We start from the raw sequence: 14863 nt of genomic DNA on the forward strand, positions 1-14863 counted from the left end.
CTCAGCTGAACCGCTGGGTATTGCCCTGTTCCGCCTGCGCGTAGGTGGCTGCTGCTGAGGCAAGCGCGGTGTTGATGGATGCCAGTGATGCCTCCACCCTCCCCTGCGTAAGGGTCCATTCCGTAATCAGTGCCTGGAAGTTCGTGGCGGCGGAGCCCCGCCAGGAACCCTGGAGTTCGTCCAGTCCGCGTTTCATGGCCTGGACATCGGCGCTGATTCTGTCCATGGTGGCCTGGACGCTGGCGGACTTCAGCTGCAGGAGTTCGGTATCGACGGAGATAATGCTCATGGTGGTGCCTTTCGCTGTGCGGCAGCTTGCGCCTGCGGGCCCGGCCGGTCCGGTACCTTGCCTTCGAGCGTAGGAATACCGCTCGGGACGCTGCCACTGCAAACGGCTATATGTGCATAACCTCGCCGCCGCTGCCCTTGCTCTTTTCCGCACGGTTCTCTTCTGCGGGCATCCCCGCATCCGGGAGGTCGTCACGCTGCGGAAGGCTGACCACGAGGGTGGCGCCGCCGCCGTCGGTCTTTTCAACCCGGACGCTGCCGCCGTGGGAGCCCACGATCGCGGCAACAATGGCGAGTCCAAGCCCGCTGCCTCCCGTTTCCCGCGTCCTGGAGGTGTCTGCCCGGTAGAACCGCTCAAAGACCTTGGATGCGTCTTCTTCCGAGATGCCTGGCCCGTGGTCCCGAACTTCGATCACGGAGCGCAACTGCCCGTCTTCCGCCGCCCGGACCCCCACCGCCAGCTCGATGGGGCTGCCCTCAGGGGTGTAACGGAGGGCGTTGCCCACGAGGTTGCCCACTACCTGGCGGAGCTTGGCTTCGTCGCCCAGCGCAGGGGCAGGCGTGGCGGGAGCGCCGTCGAGGCCGGTCAGCGAAATCACGCGGGAGCGGTCGCTGGCCTGGGTGTCCACCACGGCATCATGCGCAATGAGCTGGAGGTCCACGGGCTTTTGCTGCAACGGCCGCTGCTCGTCAAGGCGGGCCAGCAGCAGCAGGTCTTCCACCATCGAACCCATGCGCTTGGCTTCGCTTTCGATCCTTCCCATGGCTGTGGACACGTCTTCCTCCGTGGCCAGCGCTCCATGCCGGTACAGCTCGGAGAACCCCCGGATGGTCACGAGCGGGGTCCGCAGCTCGTGGGAGGCGTCGGCCGCGAACCGCCGCATCCTCGCCTCCGATGCGGTGCGGGCCGCGAAGGCTGTTTCGATATGGGCGAGCATGGCGTTCAGCGACCTGCTCAACCGCCCGAGCTCGGTTCCGGGGTTTTCGACCTCCACGCGGCGGGAAAGATCGCCGGCGGCGATTGCGGCGGCCGTCTTTTCCACCCGGGCCAGCGGCCTGAAGGAGCGGGAGACGGTCCAGCTTGCAATGAGGGACGCGAGCAGCAGGGTAAGCAGCCCCACCCCCGTCACCACCAAGGTGGCGTGCTTAAGGACGTCGTCGACGCTCCGCAGGGGCAGCCCTATGGCCACCACTGCTGTGGTCTGGCCGTTCTGCACGGGCACAGCGACCACCCGCCAGTTCTCGCCGTCCGTGCCCCGTACCTGGTACGGGACCGTCCCGCGTGCCTGGGCCTGTTCCACGGTGATGGAGCTGATGTCCGGGCGGTTCTCCGGATCGCCGCCGAACGGATAGGGCTCCTCGCCGGGGGCGAAGAGAATCAATGAATAGTCCGTGGGGACCATCGGGTTCGTGGGAGCCTGCAGCGGCGTGAAGGAGCGCTGTTTCCGGGCCAGGTCCACAGCGGCATACAGCTTGCCGTCCACCTGCCCCTGCAGGTAACTGTGCAACAGCGCCAGCGTTCCAGCCCCGGTCACTGTCAGGGCAACTATCAGCAGCGCCATGATCATGGCCACCAGCTGCGTCCTCAGGGACGCCGACTTCCATCGCTGCAGCAAGGTCAGCGCTTTTCTGCCGTCCGGAGCACGTAGCCCACGCCGCGCTTGGTCTGGATCAGTGCGGGGGCGTCGGGGTCGATGTCCACCTTCCGGCGAAGGTAGGAGATGTACGACTCCACGATGGAGGCGTCACCGTTGAAGTTGTATTCCCAGACGTGGTCCAGGATCTGCGATTTGGAGAGCACCCGGTTGGGGTTGAGCATGAGGTAGCGGAGCAGCTTGAACTCGGTAGGGGAGAGCTCAATCACGGTACCGCCGCGGCGTACTTCGTGCGCGTCGTCGTCGAGCTCCAGATCGTCCACGCGGATCACGGCGTCGTCATCCATCATTGGCTGCGTGCGGCGCAGGACGGCGCGGATCCGGGCCACCACCTCATCGAGGCTGAACGGTTTGGTGACGTAATCGTCCCCGCCGACAGTGAGCCCGGTGACCTTGTCCTCGGTGTCGTCCTTGGCAGTAAGGAACAGGACCGGGAAATGCTTCCCGGCGGCGCGGAGGCGGCGGGTGACAGTGAAGCCGTCCATGTCAGGGAGCATCACGTCCAGCACGGCCAGGTCCGGGGCATGGGCATCCGCGGCTGCAAGGGCGTCACGTCCGTTTGCGGCCGAGACGACGTCAAATCCGGCAAACCGCAGCGAGGTGGACAGCAGCTCGCGGATGTTGGGTTCGTCGTCGACAACGAGGAGTTTCGCTTCTGGACCGTTCTTGTTCATGCTCCCATCATGCTCCCAGACTCTGGGAGTTGTCTGGATATTTGTTGGAAGCCAGGTGGGGAAAAGGAGTGCTCACCAACCCATGGTCCCGGGTTCGCCCTTGAACGGGCCAGCCACGCGGTCAGTGATCCAGCCGCCGTAGAAGCCTCCCGCCTGCGGACGGACACGTTCGCCCTCCACCTCGCAGTAGTCCATCATGCCCGGGTACACGGCAACGCGGTCAGCCAGTGCCTCATACCCCTTGGATGGCTCCGGGTAGAACCACGCTGCTGCTTCAGCCACCGTCCCGCCGCCGTGGACAGTCAGGTACTGTGCTGCGCCTTTGAACTCACAGAAGCTGCTTCCGGGGGCTGGTTCCAGGGACCCTGGCGGGAACGCCGACCGGGGCAGGTAGTAGACCGGCGGGTGGCTGGTTTCGAGCACCCTGAGCGAGTCGGTGGTGTCCAGGATCAGTTCGCCGCCAAGGACGATCCGGATCCGCTCGGTGCCCGGCTCCACGCGTGGGGGCCGGGGGTAGTCCCATACGGATTCCTGTCCGGGACGGGGAACGGCGGGGGTGACTTTTCGGCGCATGCCTCCAGTGTGCAGGACGGGAACCCAAACCGGACTAAGAACGTTCCGTGCTTCACGCCTTCCGCCGGGTGCAGCACGGGAATACAGTGATGGTGCCGGGCTTGGGTCCGTCCCGATCCGGCACCGCAGGGCCCTTGTTGCGCCCGCAGACCCGCGCTTGGCTGCTCCACAATTTGTTCTTCAATGATTTCCGGCCTAATGAAGGGGATAGACCATCATGACTGACCTGAGTGCATCCGAAAACACCGCATCCAATGAACGCAGCATCCGGGACTGGGCGGACCTGGCGGAGGAAATGTGGTCATACCTCACCGGCAAGGGTGCCGAGATCAACTACCAGTTCGTTGATATGACCATCGAAGTTCCGCGTGACATTGGCCCCGACGCTCCCCGGGCCACCTGGAAGCTGAACGGCAGCCTGCGCGTCACCACCAGCGACAAGGATGCCGTCGGCTCCGATCTGAACCGTGGCTGACGGATATGGCTGACTACCGCCTGGACGTGGATCTGGACTTCTCGTACACAGATGAGTCCGGATCGGTTACGAGGGGGAGCGCCCGGTCCTCGGGCACGGACGTCACGGTGTCCATGGACAGCCTGGCGCCCCTGGGAGGCGGCGGCATCCCGTCACTGGAGGAAATCAGGCCACTGGCGGAGATGCTGGCCGGGAAGGGACTCAGTGTCACCCTCTCCGGCCCGGACGGAAGTATCGTCAGCCTGGGTGCGGTGAACAGCCCCGCCCCGCAGCGCCTGGTGACGCGCTCGCCCCACATCAAACTGGGCAAGCTGGGAGCGCTCGTGCCGATCGTCAGGCAAGGGCGGCGCAAGTCTGCAGCCGTCCCGCTGCTGCCGCCGTCCACTCCGTTGCCCCTGCTCCCCACCGTCCGGCGGAAAATCAACCGCCGGATCACCACCACGCACTACACCCGGGGCAGCGGCCGGCCGCGGCTGATCTTCGTCCAGGACTCAGCCACTTGGACCGGACAGATCCCCCGGGAGGTGACGCTTGCCGGGGAGAAGACCACGATCGGGAGTGACCCGGGCTGCGACATCCTCCTGGAGGGGCTCGACGGGTTCCACGCCGAAATCAGGCATGACGAGCAGGACGAGTACGTCCTGGTCCCCCACGGCGTGGTCAGCGGCAGCGTGGCGCAGGGCGGACCTTCAGTGCTTCGCACCGGCGCCAGGATCCAGATGGGGCAGTGGTGCCTCGCCTTCTTCCGGGAAGAGTTCGCCGACCACGGGCGCCCTTACGGCGGCCGCAGCGGTGGTGAACTGGCGTACGAGCGTCCGCAGTTCGATCCTCGGACCGGCACCATGGAAAGGGACAGTTCGCGCGGGGTGACCTGAAAGGACCCAACCTGGCCGGCACGGCCTAGTCAGCCGTCTCCACGTCCTTGGCGTCCATGATCCGGTACGCGTAGCCCTGTTCGGCCAGGAAGCGCTGGCGCTTGGCGGCGAAGTCCTGGTCCAGGGTGTCCCGCGCCACGAGCGAGTAAAAGCGTGCCGAGCGGCCGTCCTTCTTGGGCCGCAGGAGCCTGCCCAGCCGCTGGGCTTCCTCCTGCCGGGAACCGAACGAGCCCGACACCTGGATCGCCACAGAGGCCTCGGGAAGGTCGATGGAAAAGTTGGCCACCTTGGAGACCACCAGCGTCTGGATCGCCCCGGCACGGAAGGCGTCAAACAGCTTCTGGCGCACCTTTACCGATGTATCGCCCTTGATCACGGGCGCATTGAGGCGCTCGCCGAGCTCGTCCAGCTGGTCGATGTACTGGCCGATGACCAGCAGCTGTTCACCCGTATGCCGGCTGACCAGCTGCTCCACCACCTGGGTCTTGGACTCGGAGGTGGCACAGAGCCGGTACTTGTCAGCGTCCTCGGCCATGGCGTAGGCAACCCGTTCGTCCTTGGGCAGGTCCACGCGGACTTCCACGCAGTCAGCAGGCGCGATGTAGCCCTGGGATTCGATGTCCTTCCAGGGCGCGTCGTACCGTTTGGGCCCGATCAGGCTGAATACCTCGCCCTCGCGGCCGTCCTCCCGCACCAGGGTTGCCGTCAGTCCGAGGCGCCGCCGCGCCTGCAGGTCCGCCGTCATCCGGAAGATCGGCGCTGGCAGGAGATGAACCTCGTCGTAGATGATCAAACCCCAGTCGTGCCCGTCCACCAGCTCCAAGTGGGGGTAGAGGCCGCCGCGCTTCATGGTGAGGACCTGGTAGGTGGCGATGGTCACCGGGCGGACCTCCTTGACCGCCCCGGAGTACTCGCCGATCTCGTCCTCGGTAAGGGACGTGCGCTTCAGCAGTTCGTCCTTCCACTGGCGCGCGGCCACGGTGTTGGTCACCAGGATCAGGGTGGTGGTGGACCCGGTAGCCATGGCGGCAGCCCCCACCAGCGTCTTCCCGGCGCCGCAGGGCAGCACCACCACGCCGCTGCCTCCGGACCAGAAGTTGTCGCTCGCCATCTGCTGGTAGGGCCTCAGCTTCCAGCCGTCCTCGTTGAGGGCGATCAAGTGCGGAGTGCCGTCCACGTAGCCCGCCAGGTCTTCGGCCGGCCAGCCGATCTTCAGTAGCAGCTGTTTGAGCTGTCCCCGCTGGGAGGCGTGCACCACCACTGTTTCGCCGTCAATCCTTGGCCCGAGCAGGGGCTGGATCTTTTTGGCCCGGATTACTTCCTCCAGTACCGGATAGTCATCGGTCCGCATGACCAGCCCGTGCTGGGGGTCCTTCTCCAGGCGCAGCCGTCCGTAGCGGGACATGGTTTCTTCAACATCGATCAGCAGCGAATGCGGCACGGGGAAGCGCGAGTACTTCAGCAACGTATCCAGCACCTTCTCCGCATCCAGTCCGGCTGCGCGGGCGTTCCAAAGCCCCAGGGGCGTCAGCCGGTAACTGTGCATGTGCTCCGGTGCCCGTTCGAGCTCCGCGAAAGGTGCGATGGCGTGGCGGGCTTCGGTTGCCAGCTCGTGGTCCACTTCCAGCAAAATGGTCTTGTCGCTTTGGACGATCAAAGGTCCGTCGTTCACGCCGGGAAGTCCTTCACTGGCGCAGTTTCCTCTGCAGCCTCAATGTCGATAATGCGGTGGATGGACAGCACGCGTTCAGTTTCCCTGGCGGGATCAAACACCCGGACGCGTCCGCCGCTTACAGAGAGCGGAACAACCGTTTCCAGGTTGGCATTCCCCAGGCCGTCCACGACATTCATGCTGATCCGCTGCTTGAGCCTGATGGCGCGCTGCAGGGCCTCAAGCCCCAGCTGCGTCCCCGTTTCGCCCGCGTGGTCTCCGGACACACCGCGGTGTCCGACGGCGGCGCCACCCTGGCGCAGGACCGCCAGCTGGGCGTCCACCTCCTCCGTCCCGGGCGCCATCCGCGGTGCGGTGTACACCGGGCGGTGGGCGTCCTGGGCGGCCTGGGTTCCGCGGAGCCGGACGACGGGCTCATCCGCGCCGTCCACGGCCGGGGAGAGCCCCAGGGTGCGGAGGACCTGTGCGGTTTCCCGCGGTGGCGCGGAGGAAACCAGGACAGTTGGGGCAATCTTCTCCAGCTTCAGGTGGGCTGCCTTAGGCCCGGACAGAAGCTCCAGCAGGGTGCCCTCGTCCTCGCTGTGGACGAAGCTGGCCGCCGGTCCCACCCGCAGCCTTCCGTGCCGCAGCGATGTGTCCTCCACGAGATATTGGAGAGGCTGGGGCACCGCGGTGGCGGAGTGCTCGCGGAGGAACTCCAGGATGCCGGCAGCGTCGTACCCCGTGTCCAGGGCCCGCTTGATGGAGCCTTCCGAGAAGCGGTAGATGGTGGCCGGCCCCTGGCCTTCGGCGTCGGCCATCACCAGTAGCTTCTCGGTCAGCCCGGGGTCGAGGTATCCCGGGGCGACGGCTGTGAGATCTGCCTGGAGCAGGACATGGCTCAAAGCTGCCGGCAGGTGTTCGCCAAGGATGGCAATCGCGGCTTCCGGCTGGTCCTCCGCCAGGGCACTGCCCAGTTGGCTGAGGGCGCCGGACCCCACCAGGCCCAGGAGTTCAGCTTCGGCGAGCACACCGCGGATCATCGAGCTGAAGCGGCGGGCCATCCGCGGCTGGGCCCATTCCGCGCGCTGGAGGACCGCTGCGGCGTCAAGCACCGGAGCGGTGCCGTCTGCGGAGCCGGCCTCCACGGTCAGTTCGTGCAAAATCTCCAGGATGCGTTTGCGGACCAGGGGAGCGTCAGGCCGTTGGGCTTCCGCCGATAAAGCGATGATGGTGCTGCCGGAGGCTGAACGGTGCGCCGCCGGCACGCCCCGCGCCCCGTTGATGGGCTGGCCCACCAGGGACGGCACGCGCTCGCTGGCCAGCCAGGCATTCACCAGCCAGAGCCACTGTTCCTGGCGCGGCAGGACCAGCCATTCAAGCTGCGGAGGCTGGACCCAGGACGAGGAATCGACGTCCAGGCGAATCAGGCCTGCCAGTGCGGCCAGTTCCAGGAGGAGTCCCGTTTGCTGCTGGTCGATCCGCAGCAACTCGGCCAGCCGCCTCATTTCGCGCACCCCAACGCCACCGCTGCGAAGCGTGGCCAAGGGTTGCTCCCGTACGGCATGGAGGAGCTCGCCCATCAGCCGCAGCGTCTCCGATATGGCGCTGAGCGCAGCATTCCTGCGCAGGACCGCAGAGGTCCGGCCGAGCTCTGGGACGGGGGGCTGGAGGGTGAAATCATTGATGATCGCGCCGCCGCGCAGCGAGAGTCCCACGCTGTGGGGCAGCTCCACGTGTGCGGCGTCCAGGGGCACCAGCAATCCGCGCGCCAGCAGCCAGTCCACGGGCCCGACGTCGGACCCCTCCGTAGTGATGGAGGCCTTGCGTTGCGCCTGGGGGACCGCCCCCATGGCCCAGTTGCGGAACCTGGCGAGCAACGCCGTCGTCCGCTCCGGTGCCGTGGACAGGATGGTGTTCAGGGCCTCAGGTGAGGAGGTCCAGTGCTGCAGCGCCAGCGCGGCCTCCATGGGAGTAGTGGCGTCGTGGATGGCCACGCCGCTGCGGTGCAGCTCGGAGACCAGCTGCACCACGCGCTGGGCGAAGGCGGGCTGAAGCCGGACCAGTTCCGTGTAGCTCCTGCCCAGCCCGGCGGGATAGATCCCCACCACGTCCTTCAGGGAGCCCACCGGGAGGTAGTGGCGCTGTTTTGCCGCAGGTTCCGGGGTGCCATGGGGAGGGTCGGCACGGTGCACCAGCGCCAGGTCCTGCAGAGAGTGCAGGATCCGTTCAACCGCGGCCCCCGACGAGCCCGGAATCATTTTGCGGAGTCCAGCCGCCGAGGCGCTGTGCCCGGTGTCCGTATTGGTGCACAGGTGCAGTGTCTCGAGGACCTGCATCTGCGGCCTGTTGAGCCGTTCCAGCGCACGCTGCACGCTGAGCCTGGCGCTGGCCCGCGCCGCGAGGGCGCCGAAGTCGGGGACGGGGGGAGAGATGAGGTCCGGCCGGGCGTCGAACAGCGCACGCAGTGAATCGTCGCTGCGTGCCTCCAGCTCCTTGCTCAACGCGCGAATGAGGGACATCAGTCCAACGTTACCGCCGGTCCGGCTTTCCTGCCCGGCGCCGCCCGGCAACGCTGTCCAGAACCAGGAAAAGCATCAGGAGGAACGCGACCGGCAGGCCGTACAGCGCCGAGTACGTGACCCAGGCGGGGGCCACTGACCCGGCGAAGGCCAAGGCCATCACGGTGCCTACTGCCACCAGGGAGAACACGGCGACAGCTGCGGCGAGGATCATCAGGGTACGCCGGTAACGCGAGGGTGTCATGGACGCAACGCTACAGCTCCGGCACCCTCCGGCGTGAACGCTGCTGTACGGAGCCCCGGAATGCCTCCGCAAGGCACGTAAAAGCAGGAATAGGGCGGTGGGCAGGATAACCTTGGGGGATAGACCAACACGGCCTGCAGCCGCCATACCCTAAACCCGCACAGCAATGCGGATGCGGTGGCGGGCGGCCGTGTCAGAAGACGCTGAACGAAGAAGGTTGATTACGTGCCTACCGGCAAGGTCAAGTGGTATGACAAGGACAAGGGCTTTGGTTTCCTCGCGGGCGAGGACGGCCAGGAGGTATTCCTGCCCAAATCGTCGCTGCCCGAGGGCGTAACAGAGCTTAAGGCCGGCACCCGGGTTGAGTTCGGTGTTGCTGACGGCCGGAAGGGTGCCCAGGCGCTTGGCCTGCGCGTGCTGGACAAGACGCCTTCCATCGCCAAGGCAAAGCGGCCCAGTGCAAAGGACCTTGCCCCCCTTGTCCAGGATCTGGTGACTGTCCTGGACAACCTGTCCGGAACGCTCTCGGCAGGCAAGTACCCGGAAGGCAACAAGGGCAAGGCCATCGCCGCTGCCCTGCGTAAGGTTGCCGACGAGCTGGACGTTTAGGCACTGATGATCCCGGAAGCTGAACAGCCGGTCCCGGCCCCGCCGGAACAGGACATGCCGGAACAGGACAGCACGACGGCGGGTGGCGCGGCCGCTGCCGGCCCCGCCGCTGCGGGGGCGAAGGCTCCGTCCAAGCGCCGCGCGGGTGTCCCGGTATGGCGGACAGGGAAGCCGGATGCCTTCCTCGCCGCCGCCGTGGACGCGGCGCGTGCTGCTGTGGAGGAAATCACGCCCGCACCAACCGTTGGCCGCCATCTGGCGGCCAAAAGCGAAGGCGACCGCCTGGTGACGCACCTGTTTGAATCCAGGCTGCCTGGCTACCTGGGCTGGCAGTGGTACGCGGTGCTGACCCGCAACTCCCGCTCAAAGGTGGTCACCGTCAGCGAGCTCGGCCTGTTGCCGTCGGAAGATGCGATCCTCGCCCCGGAATGGGTGCCGTGGGCTGAACGCGTCCGGCCCGAGGATGAGCAGGACCAGGAGCCGGAGCAGGTCCGGGCAGGGGAACCGGAAGTCGGCGCGCAGGAAGCTGCGCCCGCGGAAGGCGAAGCCGATGACGACGGCCAGGATGCCGTATCAGAGCCCGCCGTTTCAGAGCCCGCCGTCGACGCCCCCGGTGGTGCCTCTCTTCCGCCCGCTCAGCCCGCGGAAGACGATGCCGTCACGCCTTAAGGCAAGCTGCGCGCCAAGGAACGCTTCCCACGACATACACAAAGGCGCCGCCCGGAACTAACCCCGGGCGGCGCCGTCGTAAGTTAACGCTCTTTGCTTCTGGGTGCGCTGCTTTTGGGACCACGGAGCCGCAGCGCGGACTGCTGCTGGAGCCCGCTACTTGCGCAGCTTGCCCACCACGAAGTCGATGCTGGCCAGCAGCGCGGAAACGTCGTCCGGTTCGATGGCCACGAACGTGGCGATGCGCAGCTGGTTGCGGCCGAGCTTTCGGTAGGGCTCGGTGTCCACGACGCCGTTGGCCCGCAGCACCTTTGCCACCACGGCTGCGTCCACTGACTCGTCAAAGTCGATGGTGGCGATGACGTTGGAGCGCTCATCCGGGTTGGTGACGAACGGGGTGGCGAACTCGGAAGATTCCGCCCAGCCGTAGATGCGGCCGGCGGAATCCGCGGTGCGTGCGGAGGCAAAATCCAGGCCGCCGTTCGCGTTCAGCCACTGCACCTGGGCATTCAGGGTCACCAGGGTGGACAACGACGGTGTGTTGTACGTCTGGTTCAGCCGCGAGTTGTCGATTGCGGTCTGCAGGTCGAGGAAATCCGGGATCCAGCGGTCGGTCGCCTTGATGCGGGCCGCGCGGTCCAGGGCGGCGGGGGAGAACAGGCCCAGCCAGAGTCCGCCGTCGGAGGCGAAGTTTTTCTGCGGGGCGAAGTAGTAGACGTCGCTCTCCGCCACGTCCACGTCAAGGCCGCCGGCGGCTGATGTTGCGTCAACCAGCACCAGCGCGCCCTCGTCCGCACCTGCGACGCGCCTCACGGGGGCGGAGACGCCCGTGGAGGTCTCGTTCTGCGGCCATGCGTAGACATCAACGCCCGCTTCGGCCTGCGCGGCCGGGCGGGTACCTGGTTCGGACTTGATGATGGAGGAGGCAGCCAGGAAGGGCGCCTTGTTGGTGGCGGCCGCAAACTTGGACCCGAACTCACCGAACGAGAGGTGCTGGGCCTTCTGCTCCACCAGGCCGAAGCTGGCGATGTCCCAGAACGCAGTGGAACCGCCGACGCCGAGGACCACCTCATAGCCCTCGGGTGCCCGGAAGAACTGGCTGAGGCCCTCGCGCACCGACCCCACCAGGTTCTTTACCGGAGCCTGCCGGTGCGAGGTTCCCAGGATGGTTTTCGACGCAGCGGAAAGCGCGTCGATCTGCTCCTGCCGGACCTTTGACGGTCCGGCGCCGAACCGTCCGTCCTTGGGCAGGAGGTCGGCGGGAATAGTGATGCTGTTTTCGCTCACAGGTGCTCCAATTTCGGCGTGGACGCGGCTGGGGTCCGGACGGGTGGTTGCTTGGCGGACAGTCGGCTGTGACTGCAACTCCGGCCCTCCTCATTCTGCCTGAACCGGCGTTGGGGCGGGAACCGGCACCGTCATAGTCCAGACATTGAGACGGCCTGTTGTGACGGCCGCCAACTATTCGGACAAAGTCAAAATAGGCTAAGCTTTCCAACGGACTACGTCGCGCGGAAGGCGATACGGTGGGACAACGCAAGGTACTGCGCTCGAGGAGCTGAGCTGGATGACGGATCTGATCGACACTACGGAGATGTACCTTCGGACCATCTTGGAGCTTGAGGAAGAGAACATCGTGGCCCTCCGCGCCCGGATCGCCGAACGCCTGCGCCACTCAGGGCCCACGGTCTCCCAGACCATTGGCAGGATGGAGCGGGACGGCCTGGTGGTGGTCTCGGGCGACCGGCACCTCGAACTCACCGAAGTTGGCCGGAAGCGCGCTACCGAAGTGATGCGGAAGCACCGGCTGGCTGAGCGGCTGCTGGCAGACGTGATCGGCCTGGACTGGGCCTACGTCCATGACGAGGCCTGCCGCTGGGAGCACGTCATGAGCGAACGCGTGGAACGGCGCATCTACGAGCTGCTTGACCACCCAACGGAGTCCCCGTACGGCAACCCCATCCCCGGCCTGGCTGCCCTCGGCGGCCAGGCATCACAGGGCTTCGCCGACGGGGCCATCAGCCTGCTGGAAGCAATGAAGTCCTATGGCCCGGCGTCCGAGGTAACCGTAAGCCGCCTGGCTGAGCCAATCCAGGTGGAACCGGAACTGCTGGTCCAGCTGGACGAGGGCGGAATCCGCCCCGGGGCCGCAGTCTCGCTGGAGCGGGTGGGAGACTACATTTCGGTCCGCGTGCCCGGCATAGAGGGCGCCCTGGAGCTGCCGCCGGAAGTGGCGGCCCACGTCTTCGTTGCCATCCGGTAAACGTGCGTTCTACCCCGGTTGGGGCAGAAGAGGCAAAGATAACGGAATTGTTACTTTGGGACTTCTGGCCCTATAGTTAAAACCCAAGCGTAGATACTAAAGCGTTACCTGATCCGGAGCCGAGCTCTGCCAGCGGATCAGGTGCACGAGTCATTACTGGCAGAGGTGGGGGAACCACAACCGGCAGACGGGGGACTGCCTTGGGGTGAAGTCCGTCAGCAGCAAGCCTCTTCCAGCGTTGGATCCTTCCGGGGATACCTCTGTGCCGAGCTTGCCCAGGCGGACCGGGTCTGTGAACTCTCTGACCCGAATCCGACAGCTAACTTCGCAGGCTTTCCAGAGAGGAACCCTTCTTGTCCATGCAGACCCCCAAGGGGCGCCGCCGCGCGGCCGCCCCCGTTTCAACGCCGCGCGTTGTCGAGGTCATCACCACGGAACGCCCCCGCGATCCGCACCGTGATGCACGCCGCCGTCGAGGACCCTTCCGGCAAATCACGGAATTTGCCTCCGCCAGCGGGATCGGCCAGAAGGCCGGAATCGCGCTGGCCGCCACCGGGCTGGTGTTGACCGTGACCGTTCCGGCAACCAGCCCCGTCATGGCTACAGACAATGCCGGCAGCGTTACCCCGGTGGCAGCTTCGGCTGTCACACCGCAGCCGCAGGTATCGGCCGAGGCCGGCGCACAGATCGACTTCAGCCGCTCTGCCGTGGTGACCCAGGCCGATCCCGACGGCAAACTGAAGCAGCTGCTCAGCGCGCAGTCCGCAGGTTCCGTGTCCCGCGCAGCATCTGCCGGAAGCCTCGGAGCCCCTTTGGCCGCGCTGTCCACTGCTTCCCCGTTCGGTTACCGGGTCAGCCCGATCACCGGCGGCTCTGGTGACTTCCACCGCGGCCAGGACTACGTGGCCCAGTGCGGCACCTCGGTCCTTGCAGCAGCCACCGGCACCGTGACGTTCGTGGGCTGGCACCAGTATGGTGGCGGAAACCGGGTTGTCGTGGACCACGGCAACGGCCTGGAAACCACGTACAACCACCTCTCCTCCTTCAGCGTCGCCGAGGGCCAGACGGTCTCCCGCGGCGATGTCCTGGCGCTCAGTGGCACCACAGGTGCTTCAACAGGCTGCCACCTCCACTTCGAGGTCCAGGTCAACGGCGAAGTCGTCGATCCCACCGGCTGGCTGTAGTCAAATGATGGTTCACTCTCGAATCATCGTGACCTGCCGTGACCTGAATGTGACATTCAACGAAAACTGCTGTACCGTCTAACTCGCGTCAACTTTTCCGAAGTTGACGCTCTTGTGCGGATTGCCTAGCTCTGCCACCGCTCAAGGTCCGTTCGCATTTCATCGTCTGGCAGGGGCGGGGGAACCAATTTTGGTCTTTGCTTCAGCGAAGGCCTTGGGGTTAAGTCGCAAAGCTTCCTTGGAAGCGGTGTGGCCGGGTGACTCCCATCCGAATCCGACAGCTCACCTCGCAGGCATTGGGAGAGGCTACCTTCGTGTCTTCACGCCATCATTCTGCGCGCCACCGTGCGCAATCGGTTCGTACCAACCCCTTGGGCACCGTGTCCAAGGCTGTTAGTGCCAATGCCGGGACAGTAGGTCGCCAGGCTGCAGTTATCGCAGCCGCTTCCGGTCTCATCCTCAGCATGGGCCTGCCTGCCAACGCCGCGGACACCACCGCCGGCGTATCCGCTTCCACCGAGTCCGGGTCTGCCCAGTCTGCCCTCGCGGTGACCGCAGCACCCACCGCCACCGTCTCCTTCGAGCGTCCCGTGGTGAAGACCACCGCCGCTCCGAAGCCGGCACCGGTGCGGGCACAGTCGACCGAATCCGAGAGCCGGACTGCTTCCGGAACCCGGACGGCCTCCACCGCGTCGGCTTCCACCGCGTCGGCCCCCGAAGCTGCAGCTGAGAAGCAGGCCGAAACGGTTTCCTCGGCCTCTACCTCCGGCATTGCCGCACTCGCGTACACCGGCATCGGCCGTCCCTACGTCTGGGGCGGCACCACCCCCAACGGCTGGGACTGCTCCGGCTTCACCCAGTGGGTTTACGCCCAGGCTGGCGTCAGCATCCCGCGCGTCAACGCCTGGACGGCAATGACGCCTACCTCCACCCCGCAGCCGGGTGACCTGGTCATGCAGAACGGTGGCGCGCACGTAGGCATCTACGTCGGCAACGGCATGATGATCAGCGCGCTCAACCCCTCCCAGGGCACTCTGCTTCACTCGGTGGCCGCCACCGGAAGCTCCGCCTTCTTCACGATCAACAAATAGTTCTTGGGCCTTCGGGCCCAAGAACTATTTCTTTGCCCCACCACTTTCCACAAACACCACATCCCCGTTCGGGGCGTGCCGGCGTACCCC

Annotated in this window: 15 protein-coding genes and 2 riboswitches; of the genes, 7 read left to right on the forward strand and 8 right to left on the reverse strand. The window is 66.0% G+C overall.

Features of this window, described 5'->3' with window-relative positions; all coding sequences use genetic code 11:
* Position 1: 1 nt before the first annotated feature.
* From IEX33_RS18200 to IEX33_RS18215, 4 genes are all read right to left on the reverse strand, one after another.
* A complete protein-coding gene (locus tag IEX33_RS18200; RefSeq protein WP_188732313.1) occupies positions 2-289 on the reverse strand; it encodes a WXG100 family type VII secretion target in 288 nt (95 codons plus the stop codon).
* Positions 290-395: 106 nt separating this feature from the next.
* Entirely contained in the window at positions 396-1904 is a 1509-nt protein-coding gene (locus IEX33_RS18205) for a sensor histidine kinase (protein WP_229675449.1), read from the reverse strand.
* Between the two features lie 2 nt (positions 1905-1906).
* Entirely contained in the window at positions 1907-2617 is a 711-nt protein-coding gene (locus IEX33_RS18210) for a response regulator transcription factor (RefSeq protein ID WP_104186151.1), read from the reverse strand.
* A 72-nt stretch (positions 2618-2689) separates the two neighbouring features.
* Positions 2690-3190, reverse strand: a complete 501-nt coding sequence (locus IEX33_RS18215; RefSeq protein ID WP_188732314.1) for a DUF427 domain-containing protein — start codon at positions 3188-3190, stop codon at positions 2690-2692.
* Positions 3191-3407: 217 nt separating this feature from the next.
* Between IEX33_RS18215 and IEX33_RS18220 the strand changes: the two genes are divergently transcribed.
* Together IEX33_RS18220 and IEX33_RS18225 are read left to right on the forward strand one after the other, a co-directional pair.
* Complete coding sequence (locus IEX33_RS18220) at positions 3408-3665, forward strand: hypothetical protein (RefSeq protein WP_188732315.1); 258 nt, start codon at positions 3408-3410, stop codon at positions 3663-3665.
* A gap of 5 nt (positions 3666-3670) precedes the next feature.
* On the forward strand, positions 3671-4540 hold the full coding sequence (locus IEX33_RS18225; protein ID WP_188732316.1) for an FHA domain-containing protein: 870 nt from the start codon (positions 3671-3673) through the stop codon (positions 4538-4540).
* Positions 4541-4565: 25 nt separating this feature from the next.
* Here the strand turns inward: IEX33_RS18225 and IEX33_RS18230 are convergent, their stop codons facing one another.
* The 3 genes from IEX33_RS18230 to IEX33_RS18240 are packed head-to-tail and all read right to left on the reverse strand — an operon-like array spanning position 4566 to position 8957.
* Positions 4566-6212 (reverse strand): DNA repair helicase XPB, encoded by a 1647-nt coding sequence (locus IEX33_RS18230; RefSeq protein WP_188732317.1) that lies wholly within the window; start codon positions 6210-6212, stop codon positions 4566-4568.
* Positions 6209-8713, reverse strand: a complete 2505-nt coding sequence (locus IEX33_RS18235) for a helicase-associated domain-containing protein (protein ID WP_188732318.1) — start codon at positions 8711-8713, stop codon at positions 6209-6211. Before IEX33_RS18235 ends, IEX33_RS18230 begins: the two co-directional genes overlap by 4 nt.
* A gap of 10 nt (positions 8714-8723) precedes the next feature.
* Positions 8724-8957: a hypothetical protein gene (locus IEX33_RS18240; protein ID WP_188732319.1), complete on the reverse strand. Its 234-nt coding sequence runs from the start codon at positions 8955-8957 to the stop codon at positions 8724-8726.
* 225 nt (positions 8958-9182) lie between these two features.
* Here IEX33_RS18240 and IEX33_RS18245 point away from each other — a divergent pair, with 225 nt between their 5' ends.
* Together IEX33_RS18245 and IEX33_RS18250 are read left to right on the forward strand one after the other, a co-directional pair.
* Positions 9183-9566, forward strand: coding sequence for a cold-shock protein (locus IEX33_RS18245; RefSeq protein WP_066273868.1), 384 nt, complete (start codon positions 9183-9185; stop codon positions 9564-9566).
* Between the two features lie 6 nt (positions 9567-9572).
* Complete coding sequence (locus IEX33_RS18250) at positions 9573-10235, forward strand: DUF3027 domain-containing protein (protein ID WP_188732320.1); 663 nt, start codon at positions 9573-9575, stop codon at positions 10233-10235.
* Between the two features lie 156 nt (positions 10236-10391).
* On the opposite strand, the gene serC is transcribed toward IEX33_RS18250, so the two are convergent.
* The gene (serC, locus tag IEX33_RS18255; protein WP_188732321.1) at positions 10392-11522 is read right to left on the reverse strand and encodes a phosphoserine transaminase; all 1131 of its coding nucleotides are present in this window, start codon (positions 11520-11522) and stop codon (positions 10392-10394) included.
* Between the two features lie 280 nt (positions 11523-11802).
* On the opposite strand from serC, the gene IEX33_RS18260 reads away from it, so the two are divergent.
* The 3 genes from IEX33_RS18260 (at position 11803) to IEX33_RS18270 (ending at position 14773) form a co-directional block, all read left to right on the forward strand.
* A complete protein-coding gene (locus IEX33_RS18260; protein WP_104186160.1) occupies positions 11803-12498 on the forward strand; it encodes a metal-dependent transcriptional regulator in 696 nt (231 codons plus the stop codon).
* Between the two features lie 132 nt (positions 12499-12630).
* Positions 12631-12847, forward strand: a riboswitch (cyclic di-AMP (ydaO/yuaA leader).
* A gap of 10 nt (positions 12848-12857) precedes the next feature.
* Positions 12858-13682 carry a M23 family metallopeptidase gene (locus tag IEX33_RS18265; RefSeq protein ID WP_188732353.1) on the forward strand — a complete coding sequence of 275 codons (825 nt, stop codon included), beginning with the start codon at positions 12858-12860 and terminating at the stop codon, positions 13680-13682.
* 136 nt (positions 13683-13818) lie between these two features.
* A riboswitch (cyclic di-AMP (ydaO/yuaA leader) is annotated at positions 13819-13992 on the forward strand.
* Positions 13993-14062: 70 nt separating this feature from the next.
* Complete coding sequence (locus IEX33_RS18270; protein ID WP_104186162.1) at positions 14063-14773, forward strand: C40 family peptidase; 711 nt, start codon at positions 14063-14065, stop codon at positions 14771-14773.
* Positions 14774-14863 lie beyond the last annotated feature (90 nt).

Source organism: Pseudarthrobacter scleromae (genome assembly GCF_014644515.1).
GTDB classification, from domain to species: domain Bacteria; phylum Actinomycetota; class Actinomycetes; order Actinomycetales; family Micrococcaceae; genus Arthrobacter; species Arthrobacter scleromae.

What these genes read in the sequence shown, in the direction of transcription:
- IEX33_RS18200 (WP_188732313.1), bottom strand. Translation starts at nt 289, where the DNA reads ATGAGCATTATCTCCGTCGATACCGAACTCCTGCAGCTGAAGTCCGCC.
- IEX33_RS18210 (WP_104186151.1), bottom strand. Translation starts at nt 2,617, where the DNA reads ATGAACAAGAACGGTCCAGAAGCGAAACTCCTCGTTGTCGACGACGAA.
- IEX33_RS18215 (WP_188732314.1), bottom strand. Translation starts at nt 3,190, where the DNA reads ATGCGCCGAAAAGTCACCCCCGCCGTTCCCCGTCCCGGACAGGAATCC.
- IEX33_RS18220 (WP_188732315.1), top strand. Translation starts at nt 3,408, where the DNA reads ATGACTGACCTGAGTGCATCCGAAAACACCGCATCCAATGAACGCAGC.
- IEX33_RS18225 (WP_188732316.1), top strand. Translation starts at nt 3,671, where the DNA reads ATGGCTGACTACCGCCTGGACGTGGATCTGGACTTCTCGTACACAGAT.
- IEX33_RS18235 (WP_188732318.1), bottom strand. Translation starts at nt 8,713, where the DNA reads ATGTCCCTCATTCGCGCGTTGAGCAAGGAGCTGGAGGCACGCAGCGAC.
- IEX33_RS18240 (WP_188732319.1), bottom strand. Translation starts at nt 8,957, where the DNA reads ATGACACCCTCGCGTTACCGGCGTACCCTGATGATCCTCGCCGCAGCT.
- IEX33_RS18250 (WP_188732320.1), top strand. Translation starts at nt 9,573, where the DNA reads ATGATCCCGGAAGCTGAACAGCCGGTCCCGGCCCCGCCGGAACAGGAC.
- IEX33_RS18260 (WP_104186160.1), top strand. Translation starts at nt 11,803, where the DNA reads ATGACGGATCTGATCGACACTACGGAGATGTACCTTCGGACCATCTTG.
- IEX33_RS18265 (WP_188732353.1), top strand. Translation starts at nt 12,858, where the DNA reads ATGCAGACCCCCAAGGGGCGCCGCCGCGCGGCCGCCCCCGTTTCAACG.